The 17,806-nt window shown below is 63.5% G+C and carries 16 protein-coding genes; 8 read left to right on the forward strand and 8 right to left on the reverse strand.

The window, feature by feature from the left end:
* The first annotated feature begins 188 nt into the window (after positions 1–188).
* Positions 189–1,499 (forward strand): ABC transporter substrate-binding protein, encoded by a 1,311-nt coding sequence (locus tag MTR72_RS00085; RefSeq protein WP_341509888.1) that lies wholly within the window; start codon positions 189–191, stop codon positions 1,497–1,499.
* Between the two features lie 1,134 nt (positions 1,500–2,633).
* Here the strand turns inward: MTR72_RS00085 and MTR72_RS00090 are convergent.
* The 3 genes from MTR72_RS00090 to MTR72_RS00100 form a co-directional block, all read right to left on the reverse strand.
* Positions 2,634–3,803, reverse strand: a complete 1,170-nt coding sequence (locus MTR72_RS00090; protein WP_341509889.1) for a Gfo/Idh/MocA family protein — start codon at positions 3,801–3,803, stop codon at positions 2,634–2,636.
* A gap of 252 nt (positions 3,804–4,055) precedes the next feature.
* Positions 4,056–4,367 (reverse strand): septal ring lytic transglycosylase RlpA family protein, encoded by a 312-nt coding sequence (locus MTR72_RS00095; protein ID WP_341509890.1) that lies wholly within the window; start codon positions 4,365–4,367, stop codon positions 4,056–4,058.
* Positions 4,368–4,470: 103 nt separating this feature from the next.
* Positions 4,471–5,316 (reverse strand): CmcJ/NvfI family oxidoreductase, encoded by an 846-nt coding sequence (locus MTR72_RS00100; RefSeq protein ID WP_341509891.1) that lies wholly within the window; start codon positions 5,314–5,316, stop codon positions 4,471–4,473.
* 623 nt (positions 5,317–5,939) lie between these two features.
* On the opposite strand from MTR72_RS00100, the gene MTR72_RS00105 reads away from it, so the two are divergent.
* The gene (locus MTR72_RS00105; protein WP_341509892.1) at positions 5,940–7,037 is read left to right on the forward strand and encodes a catalase family protein; all 1,098 of its coding nucleotides are present in this window, start codon (positions 5,940–5,942) and stop codon (positions 7,035–7,037) included.
* A gap of 6 nt (positions 7,038–7,043) precedes the next feature.
* On the opposite strand, the gene MTR72_RS00110 is transcribed toward MTR72_RS00105, so the two are convergent.
* Entirely contained in the window at positions 7,044–10,115 is a 3,072-nt protein-coding gene (locus tag MTR72_RS00110; RefSeq protein WP_341509893.1) for an AAA family ATPase, read from the reverse strand.
* Between the two features lie 99 nt (positions 10,116–10,214).
* Between MTR72_RS00110 and MTR72_RS00115 the strand changes: the two genes are divergently transcribed.
* Together MTR72_RS00115 and MTR72_RS00120 are read left to right on the forward strand one after the other, a co-directional pair.
* Positions 10,215–10,499, forward strand: coding sequence for a hypothetical protein (locus tag MTR72_RS00115; protein ID WP_280965704.1), 285 nt, complete (start codon positions 10,215–10,217; stop codon positions 10,497–10,499).
* Positions 10,496–10,699 carry a hypothetical protein gene (locus tag MTR72_RS00120; RefSeq protein ID WP_341509894.1) on the forward strand — a complete coding sequence of 68 codons (204 nt, stop codon included), beginning with the start codon at positions 10,496–10,498 and terminating at the stop codon, positions 10,697–10,699. The genes MTR72_RS00115 and MTR72_RS00120 overlap by 4 nt, the downstream gene beginning before the upstream one ends.
* Positions 10,700–10,726: 27 nt before the next feature.
* Here the strand turns inward: MTR72_RS00120 and MTR72_RS00125 are convergent, their stop codons facing one another.
* The gene (locus tag MTR72_RS00125) at positions 10,727–11,167 is read right to left on the reverse strand and encodes a hypothetical protein (RefSeq protein WP_280965705.1); all 441 of its coding nucleotides are present in this window, start codon (positions 11,165–11,167) and stop codon (positions 10,727–10,729) included.
* A gap of 384 nt (positions 11,168–11,551) precedes the next feature.
* On the opposite strand from MTR72_RS00125, the gene glgC reads away from it, so the two are divergent.
* The 3 genes from glgC to MTR72_RS00140 are packed head-to-tail and all read left to right on the forward strand — an operon-like array spanning position 11,552 to position 14,578.
* Positions 11,552–12,811, forward strand: a complete 1,260-nt coding sequence (gene glgC, locus MTR72_RS00130) for a glucose-1-phosphate adenylyltransferase (RefSeq protein WP_341509895.1) — start codon at positions 11,552–11,554, stop codon at positions 12,809–12,811.
* Positions 12,808–14,265 (forward strand): glycogen synthase GlgA, encoded by a 1,458-nt coding sequence (gene glgA / locus MTR72_RS00135; protein ID WP_341509896.1) that lies wholly within the window; start codon positions 12,808–12,810, stop codon positions 14,263–14,265. Before glgC ends, glgA begins: the two co-directional genes overlap by 4 nt.
* 52 nt (positions 14,266–14,317) lie before the next feature.
* The gene (locus MTR72_RS00140) at positions 14,318–14,578 is read left to right on the forward strand and encodes a SemiSWEET transporter (protein WP_279375809.1); all 261 of its coding nucleotides are present in this window, start codon (positions 14,318–14,320) and stop codon (positions 14,576–14,578) included.
* A gap of 216 nt (positions 14,579–14,794) precedes the next feature.
* On the opposite strand, the gene MTR72_RS00145 is transcribed toward MTR72_RS00140, so the two are convergent.
* Positions 14,795–15,589, reverse strand: coding sequence for a DODA-type extradiol aromatic ring-opening family dioxygenase (locus MTR72_RS00145; RefSeq protein ID WP_341509897.1), 795 nt, complete (start codon positions 15,587–15,589; stop codon positions 14,795–14,797).
* A gap of 159 nt (positions 15,590–15,748) precedes the next feature.
* Here MTR72_RS00145 and MTR72_RS00150 point away from each other — a divergent pair, with 159 nt between their 5' ends.
* Positions 15,749–15,928, forward strand: coding sequence for a hypothetical protein (locus tag MTR72_RS00150; RefSeq protein ID WP_280965709.1), 180 nt, complete (start codon positions 15,749–15,751; stop codon positions 15,926–15,928).
* Positions 15,929–15,950: 22 nt separating this feature from the next.
* Here the strand turns inward: MTR72_RS00150 and MTR72_RS00155 are convergent, their stop codons facing one another.
* Both MTR72_RS00155 and MTR72_RS00160 read right to left on the reverse strand, forming a co-directional pair.
* Complete coding sequence (locus tag MTR72_RS00155; protein WP_341509898.1) at positions 15,951–17,420, reverse strand: carboxylesterase/lipase family protein; 1,470 nt, start codon at positions 17,418–17,420, stop codon at positions 15,951–15,953.
* A gap of 86 nt (positions 17,421–17,506) precedes the next feature.
* On the reverse strand, positions 17,507–17,716 hold the full coding sequence (locus MTR72_RS00160; RefSeq protein WP_280965711.1) for a hypothetical protein: 210 nt from the start codon (positions 17,714–17,716) through the stop codon (positions 17,507–17,509).
* Positions 17,717–17,806: the final 90 nt, after the last annotated feature.

The raw sequence follows: 17,806 nt of genomic DNA on the forward strand, positions 1-17,806 counted from the left end.
GCGCCGGCCGACATCAAAGCCCATCGCTCCTTCCGGAGCGGTGGGCTTTTCTTTGCCCTTCGCAATTGCGTGTTGCGGCGCGGCCGGGACATATCGACCTTGGGCGATGTTGACTTTCCATCTGCCGCTCTGAATACTTCGAAAAAAATAACAAAACCAATCATACGACGGTTCAGAGGGAGGATAGGATGCCGACTTCACGCAGGACGCTGCTGAAGACCTCGGCGGCTGCCGCCGCCGCAATCAGCCTCGATTGGACGCGCGCCCGGGCACAAGCCGAGACATTGCGCATCGGCCTGATCTATGACCTGACCGGCCCGTTTGCCGCCGGCGGCTCGGTCGCCTCCTCGGTCGGCGCGCAAATCGCCATCGATCTCGTCAACGAGAAGGGCGGCATCGGCGGCAAATACAAGGTCTCGCCGGTGGCCGCCGACTCCCAGAGCAAGCCCGACGTCGCAATCAACGAGGCCGAACGTCTGATCAACCAGGAGAAGATCGACATTCTCAACGGCGTCTATGCGAGCTCGCATGCAGTGCCGCTCGCAGCCAGGGTCGAGCAACAGAAGAAGATCCTCTGGATCACGACGGCCGTTTCGACCGCCGTGTTCAAGGACAAGAATCTGCAATACGTGTTTCGCGCGCAGATCCACTCCGATCAATATGGCCAGGCCTTTGCGAGCTTCATCAGCGAGCATGCGAAGGCGAAGCTCGGCATGGATCCCAAGGACGTCAAGGTCGCGCTTATCCATGAGGACGGCCCTTATGGCGTCGGCGTCGCCGCAGCCGACGAGGCCTATGCCAAGCAGGCCGGCATCCAGGTGGTGCTGCGCGAGGGCTATTCGGCGTCCGCGCCCGATCTCTCGGTGCTCGTGACCAAGATCAAGCGCGCCAAGGCCGACGTGATCTCGCACGCGGGATACAACCCCGACATCACCCTGTTCCTGCGCCAGGCGCGCGAGAGCGGGTTGCGCTTCAAGATGCTGTTCGGCGCCGGCGCCGGCTACAGCCAGCTCGACAAGCTGCGCGCCACCTTCGGCACCGACATCGACAATTTCTGCAACATCGATCCGGTGCCCGCGCAACTGCTCGATCCGGCGAAGCTCGCGCCGGGTATGGGCGATCTGATCAAGACCATGGTCACGCGCTACCAGGCCAAGACCGGCGCCACCGACGTGCCGCCGCACTGCTCGATGGGCTTCAACCAGACCTGGGTGCTGCTCAACAACGTGCTGCCGGTCGCCAAGGAAAAATACGGCAGCTTCGAGCCCGAGGCGGTGCGCAAGGCCGCGCTCGACGTCGACATCCCCGCCGGCGGCACCATCCAGGGCTACGGTGTCAAGTTCTTCCCGCCAGGTACTCCGCTGTCAGGCCAGAACGAGCGCTCGACGCCAGTCGTAATGCAGAACGCCGGCGAGCACATCTCGGTGGTGTGGCCAACGAATATCCGGACGCAGGACCCGGTGTTCCCGCTGCCGAAGGGCTCGACTTACGGGGCTTAGGATTTAGGACGAACGGGCGGTGCACCCTCTCCCCTTGTGGGAGAGGGTGGCTCGCCGCACCAGCGGCGAGCCGGGTGAGGGGTCTCTCTCCACGAGCGGACGTTTGAATTCGCGGAGAGAGACCCCTCATCCGGCGCTTCGCGCCACCTTCTCCCACAAGAAGGGGAGAAGGATTGGCTGCGTGCACGCGGCTGACCAATCAGCACCGCAACGATCTACAACGCTGGCGGCGTTGCAGCCGACCGTGCTTGCATCCAGCGGTAAGTCATTTCGCGCTGTAGTTGGATTTTTCGCCGCGGGGCCGCGCTCTCAGGTTGTCCGACGAAGTTTTGCTGAAACACGAGCCTGCTATAGTGAGGTTTAGGTAATTGGCCCTGCTCCTTCTGCGCATACAAGCCGGTCAACCATTCGCGTATGAGCTTTGGGACTGGCGCAGTCGGCCAAGAGGCTCGCATTGGTGAGCCATCCAAGCGGGGCTCGGGAATTTCTAAAATAGTGACAGTCAACGATGGGGGTGACCATGCCCGCCATATTCGAACTGCTCTATCGCGAATATTGCCGCGCTCGTCTCTCTGAAATGCGGAGACAGCTCCTGATCAGGGCTAAGAGTCCGGAAGTCTTGCAAGCGGATTGCGACCCTGTTGATCGGAGTAGCGATGGCCGGACGGACACGCAGGGCGAAATCCGCCACGACGTGCCGAATTGAATCGCGCCACGAAACGGGGGCTCTCCTCGCCGCAGCAGCAATCAAGAACGCGGCAACAACTCGGGAGACAACATTGAATACGCCCGAATTCTATACTGCATCGATCGCTTGCGTCTCGTGCCTGACCATTTTTGTTTTAATAGCTGTCGGGGCTTGGTAGGCGACGGCAAGGCCACGGCGCCCTGCGAACGTGGCCAATCAATGCACTTGCGATGACGTGCAACACCACCCGCCACGGCGACGCCGCACACTCTCCCCTTGTTGTGGGAGAGAGTGGCTCGCCAGGTGAGCGGCGAGCCGTGTGAGGGGTTCTCTCCGCGGGTGAAGCTCTCGACATTTGAAATTCGTGGAGAGAACCCCTCATCCGGCGCTTCGCGCCACCTTCTCCTGGAAGGATTTGCTGCGAACGCGCGGCTAACCTGACAGCGCTACAACACCACCCGCCGTCCCTCCTCCGCCGCCCAATAGCCCGCGTAGTTGACCTTGATCGTCTCATACGCCAGCGCCAGGTCCGAGAGCGGCTGCCGTCCCGTCGCGGCGCATTCCATGAAATCCTGGATCTCCTGCAGATAGCCGCGCGTCCATTCTTCCTCGAGGCAGACATATTGCCAGCCGGTCTTGCGGTCGACTTTTTCGGTGATGTAGACGCTCGCGAGCTTCTCCTCGCTGGTCTGATAGCTCATCAGATGCGTGTTCGGCGTGATGTTGGCGAACAGTGAACCGCCGGAGGTATAGGTCTCGATCAGGTTGCGCACGCCGCCCATGATCATGTCGCCGGAGAACACGGTGGCCTTGGTGCCGTCGGAGAAGGTCGCGGTCAGCGTGCCCCAGTCCTCGACATCGACGGGGTTGGCCTTGATGTAAGTACGCTCCTCACGTCTGAGGCTAGCTGTGACGTTGCCGACATCGCCGGTGACACTGGCGACGCGAATGGTCTCGCCGCGCGCCTTGGCCTCGACCTGTTTGAGATAAAGCACGGCCGAGAGTGGATGGCAGCCCATGCGGATCAGCGAGCCGCCGCCCGTCATCGCCCACTGCGCGGCGTGGGCGGCGTGCGAGCCGGAATGGCTCTCTTCGCCCTTCATGAACAGGATCTTGTCCCTGGTTGCCGTGATGATCTCTGCGATCTTGGTCACCGCGGGCGCGTAGATCCAGTCCTCGGCATACATGAAGAGCTTCCCGGTGCGCTCGATCGCAGCGCGCGTCGCGGCCATCTCTTCCAGCACACGCTCATACATCAGTGCCTTCGGCACGTGCCTGCCGATCGGCTGCGTGTCGCCCTCACGGCCGAAATAGCCGGCGAACGGCTTTTCGCAGATGACGTGCTTGCCGGCCTGCATGGCGGCTACGATCATCTCGGCGTGGAGATTGGGCGGCGTGCAGATGTCGACGACGTCGAGCTCGCGGTCCGCGATCAGGTCGGCAAAGCTGCGATAGAAGCGCGGGATGTGATGGCTCCGGGCAAATTCGACGACACGTTCGCCGCGCGCGGCGACCGCCGCGACCTCGACGTCGACGCCGTAGACGCGGCGAAACGCATACATGTGCAGCTCCGACACGAAGCCGCAGCCCACCATTCCCACCCTGATCTTTGTCATCGCGAATTGCCCCCGCTTGTCGACGAGGAAGCACTATAGCGAATTCGGGCGGGGTGCGATCGCGATTTTGCCAAAGCTCGTGCGGCCTCCCCTCATCCCTGCGCAACGGCGAAGCCGTTGTCGCTGGGAGCGCGGAACGCGCGTCTCGAAGGATGAAGGGCCCGGCTCTCGGCCTCGCCCTTCGAGACGCCGCGCAAGAGCGCGGCTCCTCAGGGTGAGGAGCACCAGCGTCGTTCGCGGCAGTATGGAAGCTTAGTCCACCGAGACCCGCACCACGCCGGCGCTCATCATGCCGAGCGCGCGGGCGGCGGGGACGGAGAGATCGACGATGCGGCCGCGGATGAAGGGGCCGCGATCATTGACGCGGCACTGGATCGAACGTCCACCATAGGACACGGTGAGCACGCTGCCAAAGGGACGCGTCCGGTGCGCGCAGGTCATTCCGCCGCTTCTGGCGGATTTTCCGTATCCGTAATATGAAGCAAGTCCGCTTTCGGCATGAGCCAGAGAAAGACTGGAAAGACTAAAGGCAAGACAAAAGAATAGCGTCGTCAGCGCTCGCACGACACCGCTCCCGGTTGGCCCTGCCCGGTGCTGCAAACGTCGACTTGTTCCCTGAGTTCCCAAAACACTGCCGGGCTGAGCCCGGCAGCGTCGTCAAACATTGTTACCGATTGTGAAAGACAAGTGTGCGCAACTCGATGCTCTCGCGCGGCGGTGCGTCGGCCGGCGTGGTCGGGTCGACGAAGGCGGTGTGCGGCCCGAAGCGGGTGCGGCCGTCGGTTGCGGAGTCGTAGCACTTCAGCAACAACGCCTCGTCCGGCGTCATCTCGGGGAAATAGAACCAGCGGTGGTTCGGATTGTATTTCACCGAATAGGTCTCGCCGCTGCGGTTGGGATAGATCAGATCAGACGCGACGAGATCGTCGGGAGCCACCGTCGTGCCGTCGGCCATCGCGAGCGGTGAATCGCGCAAGGGGCCGCGGATCGGTCGCCACAGATTGATCACCTGCACACGCCCCTTGAGCAGCTCCTCGGCTTCGTCAGGCAGATGCTCGCGCACGCGGTTGGCGCCGGAGGTAATCGTCTGGTCGACGTGAACGCGCGTTGCGGGCTGGCGCGGCCCGGCGCCGCGAATGTCGGCAGCGCCATCGACGCGCTTGCGCACGGTGTGATCGAAGATGACGACGCGGTCGGCCTTCAGCGTCGCACGCAGGAAGGCCTCGACGACGGGATAGTAGACTGCCCTCACCTCTTCATCGTTGTAGAAATCCTTGACCCGCGTCGGATGGCGCACCAGCGCAAAACCCTCGTGGTCGAGCGAGAAGTGCTCGGCGATCAGGCGTGCATCGAAGATCGGGACCTGATGCGGCTCGGGCAGCGCCGTGCTCTTCGGCTCACCCGGCGGCGGATCGAAGGCGTAGGTGCGAGGCTTGGCCGTTGTCGGCGCGAGGTAGTTGAGTTCGGCGGTGACGAAGGGAAGCGATTCGATTTTTGTTTCTTGCAGGCCCATGGCCGGTCTCCCGATTTGCTCGTCTTCCTGATTTTTGACGGGGCGTAGTGCGCTGCAAGTGTGATGATGCAAATAGCAATGTGGCTGTTGCTGGAACAGGAGAATGCAGGAGGATCGTTTCGACGATGGCAGCCGGATGAGAAACGTCCTTCTCGCCTCACGGATGCTTGATGAAGCTGTGAGGTATCGTGCCCCGGACGCAGCGCAGCGGTTCTTCAGCGATGCGCTGCAGAGCCGGAGGCCCACTGAACGGGCGTGGCGAGATGCGCGGGCTTTCTCTCAAGGCCGGCCCGCTTCATCTCGCCGCGATCGTGCTCGCCCATCTGGCCTGTATGAGCCTAATCGTGTGGTCTCGCGCTAGCCGGCTCAGCCTGTGCGACCAGCAGCCTTAAGAAAAAGATCAGGACAACATAAGGGACACATAAGGACTTTGGGCGCGCCGTCGCACTAGCCTACAGGCTGAGATTTCGCCGGTAACGCGATGCCTCGCTCACGGCGCGGCCGGACCACCGGGACTGGCTCTCCGGTTGCCCATGTTGCGCTTACGGGCTTACAATGGAACCTGCCCAGCGGCCGCAAGCGTGCGCAATGGGAAGGCGACCTTCGGGCTGGAGATCAGCGCCATGTCAGCCGCTCAGTATCTGCGTTATGATCCGTCCGTCGAACAAGTCCGGCCGGACGAAGCGGAAGCCGTCGCTGCGATCGTTGCCTCGATCAAGCGGACCAGCGACTTCACCAGCAGCAAAGACGGACACCGGACCCGGCAGCAGCACGCTAAAGGCGTCGGCTTTCTCCGGGGCGAGCTCATCGTCTACGACGATTTGCCGGATCATCTGCGCCAGGGCCTGTTCGAAAAGGCCGGCACCTATCCGATCATCGTCCGCCTCTCCACCGCATTCAACAAGAGCGACCGCGTTCGTTCACCGAGAGGGTTCGCCATCAAGGTCCTCGGCGTGAGCGGCCCGCGGGCGCTCGATGACGATCACTCGACGAACCAGGATATCCTGCTCGTCAATCACGCCAGCTATTTCGCGGATACCAAGGCCTATCTCGACGGCGCACAGCGCAATTTCGAGCGCAGCCTGATCCTTCCGGATTTCCTGTTCAGAGCGGGCGGATTCTTCTCGCGTATCGCGGTCGCCTTGGCGGACAAAACGGGCATTCACATCCCGATGCTCTTAAGGGCGCTCGGCGATCCCGGCAACAACATCCTCGGAGAAACCTTTCACACCGAAGGTGCGCTGCGCTTCGGCGACCATGTCGCAAGGCTTCGCGTCGTACCGATGTCGGAATCGCTTCGCAAGCTCACCGGTCAACCCTGCCACGATGGCGACGATGTCGTGCTCAAATCCGTCGTTTCCTTCTTCAGCGACAATTCGGCCGAGTATGAACTGCGTGCACAGCTCTGCACCGACCTGAAGCGCACGCCGATCGAGGACGCCTCGATCGATTGGCCGGAGGACGTCTCGCCGCCGCAAGCCCTCGGCAAGATCGCTCTCCCACGCCAGGCCGCCGACAGTCCCGCGCGTCGCCTCTATGCCAATGAGGTGCTGTCGTTCGATCCGTGGCGATGCTTGGCGGCGCATCGGCCGCTCGGGTCGATCATGCGGCTGCGCAGGGATGCCTACCGCATGTCCCGCGCGCTTCGGCAGCAGCACAACCAAGGCATCGCCAAGCAGCCGCCCGGAGAGCCGCAACAGATCGCGGACTTGCCGGATTGAGCCCGATCACGTCCGTTCCGTGGTTTTGGTCCCGACGTCCCGGCTTGCGTCGAAAAGCGCCGCCGACAGCAACGGATCTCCCGGATCGAGCGACTGAGCCAGCGACGCGATCACCCGGCGGGCGCGGTCTTGCCACTTGGCTGCCTTTTGCGCGTGCCCGAGGCTCTCATAGAGCACCGCGGATGTGCGGTAGGCGCGCCACGCAGCGTTCGGCAGCCCGCCACGACGGACGATCGAAATCGCCGCCGACAGATGGTCTCTGGCCGTCTGCGTGTCGTGCTTCAGCAGCGCAATTCTCGCCATCGCGTCGTGAGACAGCACGAGAAACGGCCGGTCGGGCGCAGCGCTCGTCACCGCATGAAGCTGGCTCGCCCAACTCTGGGCGCGATCCAGATCGCCGATCGCGATCCAGTAGTCGCAGCAGGTCAAGAGATACTGAGGAATGACCAGCGATTCCATCGGAACGTGGTCTACCTCCATTCGCCGTTCCAGGACGTCGAGATGCTGCCGCGCCACGGCTAAGTTGCACATCCTGACGTGGGCGCGCGCGAGCAGGTTCCTGCCGACGAAGAAGCTGAACGGATTTGCCTCGATCATCGGGCCGAGCGCCTCCTCCCCGCGTCGCGCCGCGCTGCCATATTCCTCGGCCTCGGAATGCAGCCACCCGATCGTGAGCTGACATAGTGCGATGGCCTGCGGATTTGCATTCCGCTCCGAGATGATCAATGTAGCGGCGACGCTCCTTTGCATCCGCCCCCATTCGCCGAGATAGATCTGCGCAAAGGCCTCGACGGATTCATAGAGCGCGAACAGGTAGACGTCGCCGAGCAGCCGCGCGAGCTCCTTCCCCCTGGTCGTCGCTTCGCAGCAGGCCGGGTAATTCGATCGCAGGAACTCCAGCACCATCTCCATCGAGCAGCGCCGGAGCCGCATGCTGAGATCCTGCGAGTCCGTGATCAGCCTTGATGCCCGCTCGGAAAGCTCCGCATTCTCGCGGTCCCAGCCGCGCAGCATCAGCTTCAAATTGGCGAAGTTGCCCTGGACCAGCGCGCCGAACGCGGCGTCGTCAATCGCACGGCTCTTCGCCAGGGCCTGTTCGGCGAACGGTAGGCTCTGGCGCCGGTCGACGTAAAGACAGAACCTGCTGAGATCGACCAGCGCGTTCACCTCTTCACGCACGAGTCCGTTCTCCGCCGCATGTGCGACCACCGCGCCGAGGTCCTGGAGCGAATTCAGGAAATCGCCACCGGCGCGCCAGGCCCACGCCCGCTGGAGCAGCAGCTTCAGACGCGTCGCCACCTGAAATTCGGGCGGCAGATGCGGCACCAGCTCCAAGACCCGAGACAAATAGTTCGCGGCCTCGCGCGTGCTGAACCGCCGCGCCGAGCCCTCGGCAGCCATTCCCAGATACTGCATCGCCCTGGGGAAATCGCGGCCCAATTCGAAGTGGCGCGCGAGCACGGCAGCGATCTCCCGCGCCTGCGGCCCATATCCCCGCTCGAGGCCTGCCCCGAGGCTCGCATGGGTTTTGGTGCGGCGCGCGGGCGCAAGCCGCTGATACAGCGTCTCCTGGTAAAGCGCGTGCTGGAACGCATAACGCCCGGAGACCTCTCCGTTCGGCCATTCGGTGATGCCATCGACGACGATGATGCGGCCGGCCCGCACGAGGTCCTCGCACATTTGCTCGACCTCCAGCACGGGGCGGTCCAGCACGCCGGAAACCTGGAGCGCTGAAAACTCCGCACCCGCCGCGCTTGCGACCTCGAGCAGACTGCGCTGCTCTGCCGTGAGGTGATCGATCTGCTGCGTGATCATGCCTTCCAGATCACGCGGCATGCTGTCGTGCAAGGCGGCCTCTTCGCGGACCAGCCGCCATCCTGCGTCGTCCTCGACGAGCGCACCTTGCGCCACGAGGTGATCGACGAGCGACGTTACGAACAACGGCTGTCCGCCGGTCCGCGCGAAAATGCGCTCGACAAGGTCCCTGGCAAAATCGGTAGAGTTGAAGCGCAAGGCAAGATAGCGCTCGACGTCGACGCCGGTCAGCCGATCGAGCGCGAGCTCGGCGGCGTGCCCGTGAATCCGCAAGTCCTGGTGAACGGCACGGACGGGATGCCCGCCGACCACGACTTCCATGGGCCGATAGGTCGCCAGGACAAGGATCGCCGCCTTCCGATCCCGGCGCGCGAGCCGCGAAAGCACGTCGACGGTTGCGAAATCGCTCCAATGCAGGTCTTCGAGAATGATCACCCATGGGCGCACGGCGGCGAGGCTTTCCATGAGATCGGCGAATTCGCGCAGCATGCGCTCGCGCGTTGCGCCAAAGACTTCATGCTGGAAGGCGGCGCGATCTGCTTCGCCGAGGAATCCGGGCATCTGCGCGAGCCAGGTCGGCGCGTGGTCGCGTATGGACGCAAGCAACGACGCACCTTCGGTGCCGCGGCAGCGCTCGTTCAGCGCTTCGATGAGCGGCAGAAACGCCTCGTGGGTGCCAAACAGCTCGTTGCAGTTACAATGCAGCACGCCAAGTCCCTGCCGCTCGATCCTGTCGAGCGTCATTTGAACGAGTGTCGTTTTGCCGATTCCCGCCTCGCCGGTGATGAAGACGACCTGACGCTGCCCGGTCCGCGCGAGTTGCAACGCCTTGTCCAGCGTCTCGAGCGCGGCAGCACGCCCTACTCGCCATTGCCGGCGTCGATCGACGATCTGCTCGGCGGCGGAAGCCCCTTCCTCGACCACCTGTTCGACTGCAACCCGCTCGGCGGTCGTGACCGCCGCAATGAAGCGATAGCCGCGTCGCGTGACCGTCTCGATGTAGTTGGGAGACTGCCTGTCATCGCCGAGCGCCGAGCGCAGCGCGTTCATGGCGACGGCAAGGCTCGACTCGCTGACGTGCAGGTCGGACCAGACAGAATCGAGCAGCTCTTCCTTGGTGACGAGCTCGCCGGGGCGGCCGACCAGACAGCAAAGAACCTCGAACGGCTTCGGCGCCAGCGCGATCCGCTCCCGTCCTCGCCACAACAGCGCGTTCGCCCGATCGAGCCGAAATTCACCAAAGGCAAGCGCGTCCGTACGCATCGCTCCGACCTCCGGATGGTCCCCAATCTTAAGGGAAAGCTCAGCCAAATGTAAGGACGCGCTAAAGACCTGCTCCCCGCGCTGGCACTAGCATCGCGTGTGGTCATTTTGAGGGACGCCGGCAAGGCGCCGAACGGCCTTTCATCAAGCTGTCATTTCAGTCGGCGGGCGGTCGATGCCCGGATTTTTGGCAAGGAGTGGGCCATGAGCATTTTAAAACGCCAGGCGATTCCGCCTTTCGCATTCGTTATTCGCCATTACGACATCAAGGTCATGGTGGGCGTCGCCATCCTCAGCCGTATTTTCCTGATTGCGATCTATTTTGCGTCAGTTGGCCCCGGTCTGTCCGAAGCCGACCTCTCAACCGCGATCGCGCTGCCATGAGCTCCGGACCCGTGGAATGGTGCATCGATATTGCGATCATTGCCGCAATCTGCATCGGGATTTTCATGGGCGCGCATGCCCGCTTCACCGCGTCCGATCACGGATTCCGGCGCGCGCCGTCTGATCCGGCCGCCTGCTTTCAGCGGCCCGCGACCAGCGCAGACATCGGAGCGCTCCCGCAAGGCAAGCACCCCGTTTGACCCGGGTGCCCTGCCGGCGCGGTTCGATCACCAATAGGCGCGGTAATAGGGACGAGGATAGGCGCGCCAGGGCCGCGCGTAGCCGTAGTAATATGGACGGTAGGGGCGATAGCTGTAGTAGCGGCGGTAGCCGTAATAGCCGCCATAGGCCGGAGCGTAGCCATAGTAGGCCGGAGCGTAGCCATAATACGGGCCCGGATACCCGTAACCACCGTAATACGGACCGCCATAATAGCCGTAAGGCGCGGTGCTGGCGGCGATGGCGCCGCCGATGATGGCGCCGGCCGCGAGGCCGCCGAGGCCCCATCCCCAGCCGCCGCGCCAATACACCTGCGTGGTGTCATTGCCGGCCACGGCCTTCATGGCTGCGACATTGGTCGGCATCGGCGCCGCCGATGCCTGCTCCAACTGACCGGCGATCACCGTGACCGCCAGAGAGCCGGCAATTGCCGTTTTCCAGATACTCATCGTCTTAACTCCCTGTTTGACGTTTCGCTTGGAAAAGGATGACCCGCGATGATCGGGCATCTTTGCGCTGAGTCAAAGCCTCGATTTCGCGTGCAGCGCACAAGACACCCACACTTGCCTGAATCGTGATCAGGCCTCGCCGCAGACGTCGCGCCTTTCCAAGCCTCGATCAACACCTCTGTTTCCGCGCGCGGACATGACACGGCTGCAACAGGGGGCCCGCAGCAAGAGGCCAAAGCATTAAGCTTCCCGCGCGGTCGCAACCAACGACTACCTTTCCGATTTACTATTCGTACCGCTACTATCGGTTCCAATGGCGCCGGGCCGACAGGCTCCTCGCGACAAAAGGCCTCGGCCCGCGCCAGACGTCAGTGGGAGGATGACATGAATGCCGTGGGAAATGAGCCGCTCGCCCGTCAGGCGCTGGCATTCGTCCTGGCCGGCGGACGGGGAAGCCGGCTGCTAGAGCTGACCGACCGGCGCGCCAAGCCCGCGGTCTATTTCGGCGGCAAGTCGCGCATCATCGATTTCACCCTGTCGAACGCAGTGAACTCCGGCATCCGCCGCATCGCGGTCGCGACCCAGTACAAGGCGCACAGCCTGATCCGGCATTTGCAGATGGGCTGGAACTTCTTCCGCCCCGAGCGCAACGAGAGTTTTGACATCCTCCCCGCAAGCCAGCGCGTCTCGGAGACCATGTGGTATGTCGGCACGGCCGACGCGGTCTACCAGAACATCGACATCATCGAGTCGCACAACGCCCGCTTCATCGTGGTGCTGGCCGGCGATCACATCTACAAGATGGATTACGAGGTGATGCTGCGCCAGCACGTCGAGAGCGGCGCCGACGTCACGGTCGGCTGCCTCGAAATGCCGCGCGCGGAATCTTCCGGCTTCGGCATCATGCATGTCGACGAGAACGGCTGGATCCAGTCGTTCCTCGAGAAGCCCGCCGATCCGCCACCGATGCCGGGCAAGCCGGACGTCTCGCTCGCCAGCATGGGCATCTACGTATTCGACGCCAAATTCCTGTTCGACGAGCTCAAGCGTGACGCCGAGGATCCGAACTCGAACCACGATTTCGGCAAGGACATCATTCCCTACATCGTCAAGAACGGCCGCGCGATCGCGCATCAGTTCTCAACCTCCTGCGTCCGCTCCGGCAACGGTCGAGCCTACTGGCGCGATGCCGGTACGGTCGATGCCTATTGGGCCGCCAATATCGACCTCACCGACGTGGTGCCGGAGCTCGACCTGTTCGACCGCGCCTGGCCGATCTGGTCCTATGCCGAGATCACCCCGCCTGCCAAATTCGTCCACGACGAGGAGAGCCGGCGCGGCCAGGCCGTGAGCTCGCTGGTCTCGGGCGGTTGCATCATCTCAGGCGCGTCGCTGCGCCGCTCGCTGCTGTTCACCGGTGTGCGCGTCAATTCCTACGCCAATGTCGAGAACGCCGTTATCATGCCTTACGTGAATGTTGGCCGTGGCGCACGGCTGAAGAACGTCGTGATCGACCGCGGCGTCGAGATCCCCGAGGGGCTCGTCGTCGGCGAGGATTCGGAGTTCGACGCCAAGCGCTTCCGCACCACCGAGCAGGGCATCTCGCTCATCACCCAGCCGATGATCGACAGGCTCAATACATGACGCCTGTTCGCGTTCTCGCGGTCGCCTCTGAAGTCTACCCCATCGTCAAGACCGGCGGCCTCGCGGATGTCGCTGGCGCTCTGCCGGTCGCGCTGAAGTCGCATGGCGTCGAGATGCGCACGCTGATGCCGGGCTACCCCGACGTGATGCGGATGCTCACCGGCGCGGAGGAAATCCGGCGCTGGCCGGACTATTTCGGCGGACCGGGCCGCCTGCTCGCAGCCTCCCGCGACGGGCTCGATCTGTTCGTGCTCGATGTGCCGCATCTCTACGAGCGGCCCGGTAACCCTTACGTCACGGCCGAGGGCGTCGACTGGCCGGACAACGGCGTGCGCTTCGCGGCGCTGTCGCGCATCGCCGCCGACATCGGCCACGGCCTCGTCCCGGCCTTCGTGCCCGACGTGGTGCACGCCCACGACTGGCAAGCCGGGCTCGCACCCGCCTATCTGCACTATGACAACCGGCCGCGGCCCGGCACCGTGATGACCATTCACAACATGGCCTATCAGGGCAAGTTCGACCGCGAGCTGATCGGCGCCATCGGCCTGCCCTGGGCGTCGTTCAACCTTCACGCCGTTGAATATTTCGGCGGCATCAGCTTCCTGAAAGCCGGCCTGCAATTCGCCGATCGCATCACCACGGTGTCGCCGACCTATGCGCATGAGATCCAGAGCGACGAGGGCGGCATGGGGCTCGGCGGTCTCTTGCGCGAACGCGCAAGCGTGCTGAGCGGCGTTCTCAACGGCATCGACACCTCGGTCTGGAATCCAGAGACCGATCCGCACATCGCCTATCGCTTCAGCGCGCAGGAGCTGGCATTTCGGGCCGCGAACAAGGCCGCGCTGCAGCAGCAGTTCAATCTGGATTCCGCTGCGGAGACGCCGTTGCTCGGCGTCATCAGCCGGCTGTCATGGCAGAAGGGTCTCGATCTCCTGCTCGAGGCGATCCCGACCATCCTCGGCGAAGGCATGCAGCTTGCGTTGCTCGGCAGCGGCGACCGCGATCTCCAGGATCGCTATCAGGCCGCCGCGCGCGCGAATCCGGGACGGATCGCGGTCGTGATCGGCTATGACGAGATCCTGGCGCATCTGATCCAGGCCGGTTCGGACGCGCTCATCGTGCCGTCACGGTTCGAGCCATGCGGCCTGACCCAGCTCTGCGCGTTGCGCTATGGCGCCGTGCCCATCGTCTCCCGTGTCGGCGGTCTTGAGGATACCATCGTCGATATCGGCGAGGCTGACGCATCCGGCCACGATGCCACCGGCTTCAAATTCGCACCCGTGACAGCGGACGCCCTCGCACGCACGCTGCGTAAGGCCAATATCGCCTTCCATGACAAGCTGACGTGGCGGCGGCTGCAACTGAGCGGCCTTTCCACCGACGTCTCATGGCGCAACCGGGCGGGCGACTATGCCGCGCTCTACCGCGATCTCATCGCCGAGCGACATCCGTGATGCAATTCAAACTGACGCATCACCACCGTCGAATCCGTGCTATAGAGCCGGCATGGAACCGCTCGCCATCAAGCTGCTTGGCTTTGCTGCCGCAACCTGCACCACCGTCGCCTATGCGCCGCAATTCATCAAGGTTTGGAAGACCCGCTCGGCCCGGGACATCTCACTCGGCATGTTCCTGGTGATGGTGCTGGGCTTGGCGCTTTGGCTCGTCTACGGCCTCCTCAGCGGCGACGCCCCGCTGGTCGCCGCGAATGCCATCACCATGCTGCTCGCCGGCGGCATATTGTTCATGAAGCTGAAATACGGTTAGTGCGGCCTCCTCGTTGTCCATCCTTCGAGACGTCCGCCATAGCGGGCTCCTCAGGACGAGGTCGCGCTTCGCGGCGGAATCTTGGACCCTCATGGTGAGGAGCGCCGCTTGCGGCGCGTCTCCGGACGATGCTTTGCATCGCCAGGCGAACCATGAGGCCGAGGATTTTAGCACCACATGCGATAGCTCTCCCCGCAAGCGGGGAGAGGGAGAAGATCATCCGAACACGTACGACGCCATCGCGACGCTTGCGACCTCGTCGAGGAGCAGACGCTGGCCGACGTCGCTGCCGGCGGCACCGGCCGCCACCATCAGCGGCAGCAAATGATCCTCGCGGGGATGGGCAAGCCGCGCTCTCGGTGCGTTCTGCCAGTCGACCAGCATGGCGTTGCGGCGCGCCGCATCGGGTTGGCTGATCGCATCATTCAGATAGGCTTCGAACTCGTACGAGACCGGCTTCGACTCCGGCCGCCCGAAGCCGCGCATGTTGTGATAGGTGAGCCCGCTGCCCATGATCAGAATGCCTGCGTCGCGCAGCGACGCGATCGCCTGCCCGACCCTGACATGTTCAGCCGCGTCATAGCCGGATTTCAGCGACAACAGCACGATCGGCATATCGGCGTTCGGATACATTAAGCCGAGCGGCACGAAGGTGCCGTGATCAAAACCCTGATTGGCATCTTCGCGGCAATCGAGGCCGGCGCGCGCGAGCAACGCCTTCACCTCGGCAGCGAGCTCGGGCTGACCAGGCGCCGGATATTTCAGATGATAGGTGTGCTCGGGGAAACCGTAATAGTCATATACCATCGGTGGATGCGCGGACGTCGACACGGTGAACGCATCGGCCTCCCAATGGCCGGTGATGACGAGCACCGCCTTCGGCCTTGCCGGCAGAAGCTGCGGCAGGTGGCCGAACACCTCGGCGGTCTTCGCATATTGCACCCGCCTGTCCTCCATGAACGGCCAGGGGCCGCCGCCATGCGACAGGAAGAAGGTCGGAAATCGCATCATGGATGTCGGCTCGTCTGTTTCGCAACATGCGCGTGCGTTTGCCGCGCCACCGGCGGGGAGCATAGGCAAACCCGTATGGTTAGCAAGTCGTTAACGATTTGCCGCCCAAAATCCGTACCGTGGCCGAAGCACTTGGCCAGAAGACAAGCAGGACGGAAGATGAGGAAGTTTTCGCTGGGGGACGTCGTCAACAGTGACAAGGGCCGCCGCGGCGTGGTACGCGCAGCCTTCAAGTCGAAGGAAGGTCAGCAGTTCTACGCCGTCGAGAAAGACGGCGCGATGGACTACCTGGAGGAAGACCGCCTGACACCGGCGCCCCGCGTCGAACTCGCGGCATAACTTCAAATCTCCTTTCAAATCTCTATCGCGTGATCCGGTCCAGCCGCTCCTGCCAGGGATCCTCGCCGCTCGTGATGCGATCATTCGTGATCAGCAGCAGACGGTCGCGACCCGCGGCCGAATCCCAATGCGGCAGGTCCGGGCCGTTGGGATCACCGGATCTGGCGAAGTTGATCCAGTAGGCGCGCAGGCGACGCGCGACCTCGCGGTCTTGCCGCGAGAAGATTCCCGCGCCCGGTACGCCTTCCACGCCGAAGATGAACTGCAGCTCGCGGCCGTGCCCCTCCTCTGGACTTCCGCGCCGGGCTTCGGGAATGTAGGCGAAGCGATAGCGGAAAGTCGGCGCGCCACTCGCGGCATGCAGGCGCGACAGCAATCTCACGGGCTCGGAGTAGACTTTGTCGGTGTAGAAGCGCGCCGCGAGGTCCGGCGGCTTGGCCACATCAGGATAGAGCTTGCGCAGCTCGTCGCTGCCGGTGCCCGAGGATGCAAGCTCATCTTTCACATCGCGCTCGCTGTCGAAACGCGTCTCGTCGTCGTTCGAGCCGATGATCAGGGGAATCCGGCTTTCATGGCCGGCCGCAAACCCTGCCGCGATATCTTCCGTCGCCAGGACTCCATCGGCGATCGGCGCAAAGCCGTGCGCGGATTTTGCGAGCAGGCGTTTTGCGGCGGCAAGCAGGCGTCCGGGCTCGATCGCGCGCGGATCGGTCTCCCTGCCATCCTGCCCGAGCGCGGTAACGAACCGTCGGCCCAGGGTCTCCGCCTCCTGCTGTGAGCGCAGGCGCGCACGGCCCGGCACTGATTGAAGAATGGCTCTCTGGAACAGATCGCGCGCCTCTCTGCACAGCATCAGAAGCGCGATCGATGTCGCGCCCGCGCCGGAGCCGAACAGGGTGACGTTGGCTGGATCACCGCCGAACGCCGCGATGTTGTCGTGGACCCAATGCAGCGCCGCGATCTGATCCATCAGTCCAAAATTGCCGGAGCCACCTTCCGACAGCGCGGGATGAGTGAGCCAGCCGAGCGCGCCGAGGCGATAATTCACGGTCACAACGATGAGCCCGGCCTGCGCGAGCCTTGCGCCGTCGAACAGCGGATCGTTGGCGGTGCCTGAGACGAACGCGCCGCCATGGATGAACACCATCACCGGCAGCGGGCCGTCGACCCCGAAGGGACGAAACACGTTGAGCGTGAGGCAATCCTCGCTCGCGCCCGGCAGCGACGGCTGCAGACAAGGCGCAGCGTAGTCGTAGGCAGTGCGCATCTCCGAGCTTTCCGCCGTTGCCTCCGGCGGACGCCAGCGCAGCGGGCCGACCGGCGGCGCGGCGTAGGCAAGTCCCTTGAAGGAGGCCACCTCGCCTTCCACGGCGCCAAGCATCTGTCCTTCGCGCGTCAGGGCAAACGGAAACTGGCCGACCGGCTGAGCCGCGGCGAGGCCGGCGCAGCACAGGATTGCGGAAGCCAGAGCGAGCGCAAGCAAGGACCGCATCTTCGGGAGATCTCGATGCGCGGAATGGTTCTCCGAGAAGTTACGTCCGCGGCGGGCAGCGAGGCAAGCCCGGCGCGATGTCGTGCCTAGTTGCTCTTGCCGGTGAGCTCCGCGAGTGCACGCCGGGCGACGATGCCGAGTTCACCGAGCGTTGCGTGCCCGGATTGCGCTGCCTTGATCAGGTGCTCGGCGATGAATCTGCGGCTGTCGTGATCGCCGCCATGCGGCAATTGGCGGCACGTCTCCTCCAGGACGACGTCCATATTGGCTTTGGTTCGCTCACTCAATTCTGTCATGGCGCTGATCAATACGCATGGGTAACGAAAAGCGGAGCATACACAGAAGCTATCCGCCTGATTAGTCCGGAAAATCACGCATATGGCGCT

Origin of the sequence: Bradyrhizobium sp. ISRA442 (assembly GCF_038085055.1) — a bacterium.
Lineage (GTDB): Bacteria > Pseudomonadota > Alphaproteobacteria > Rhizobiales > Xanthobacteraceae > Bradyrhizobium.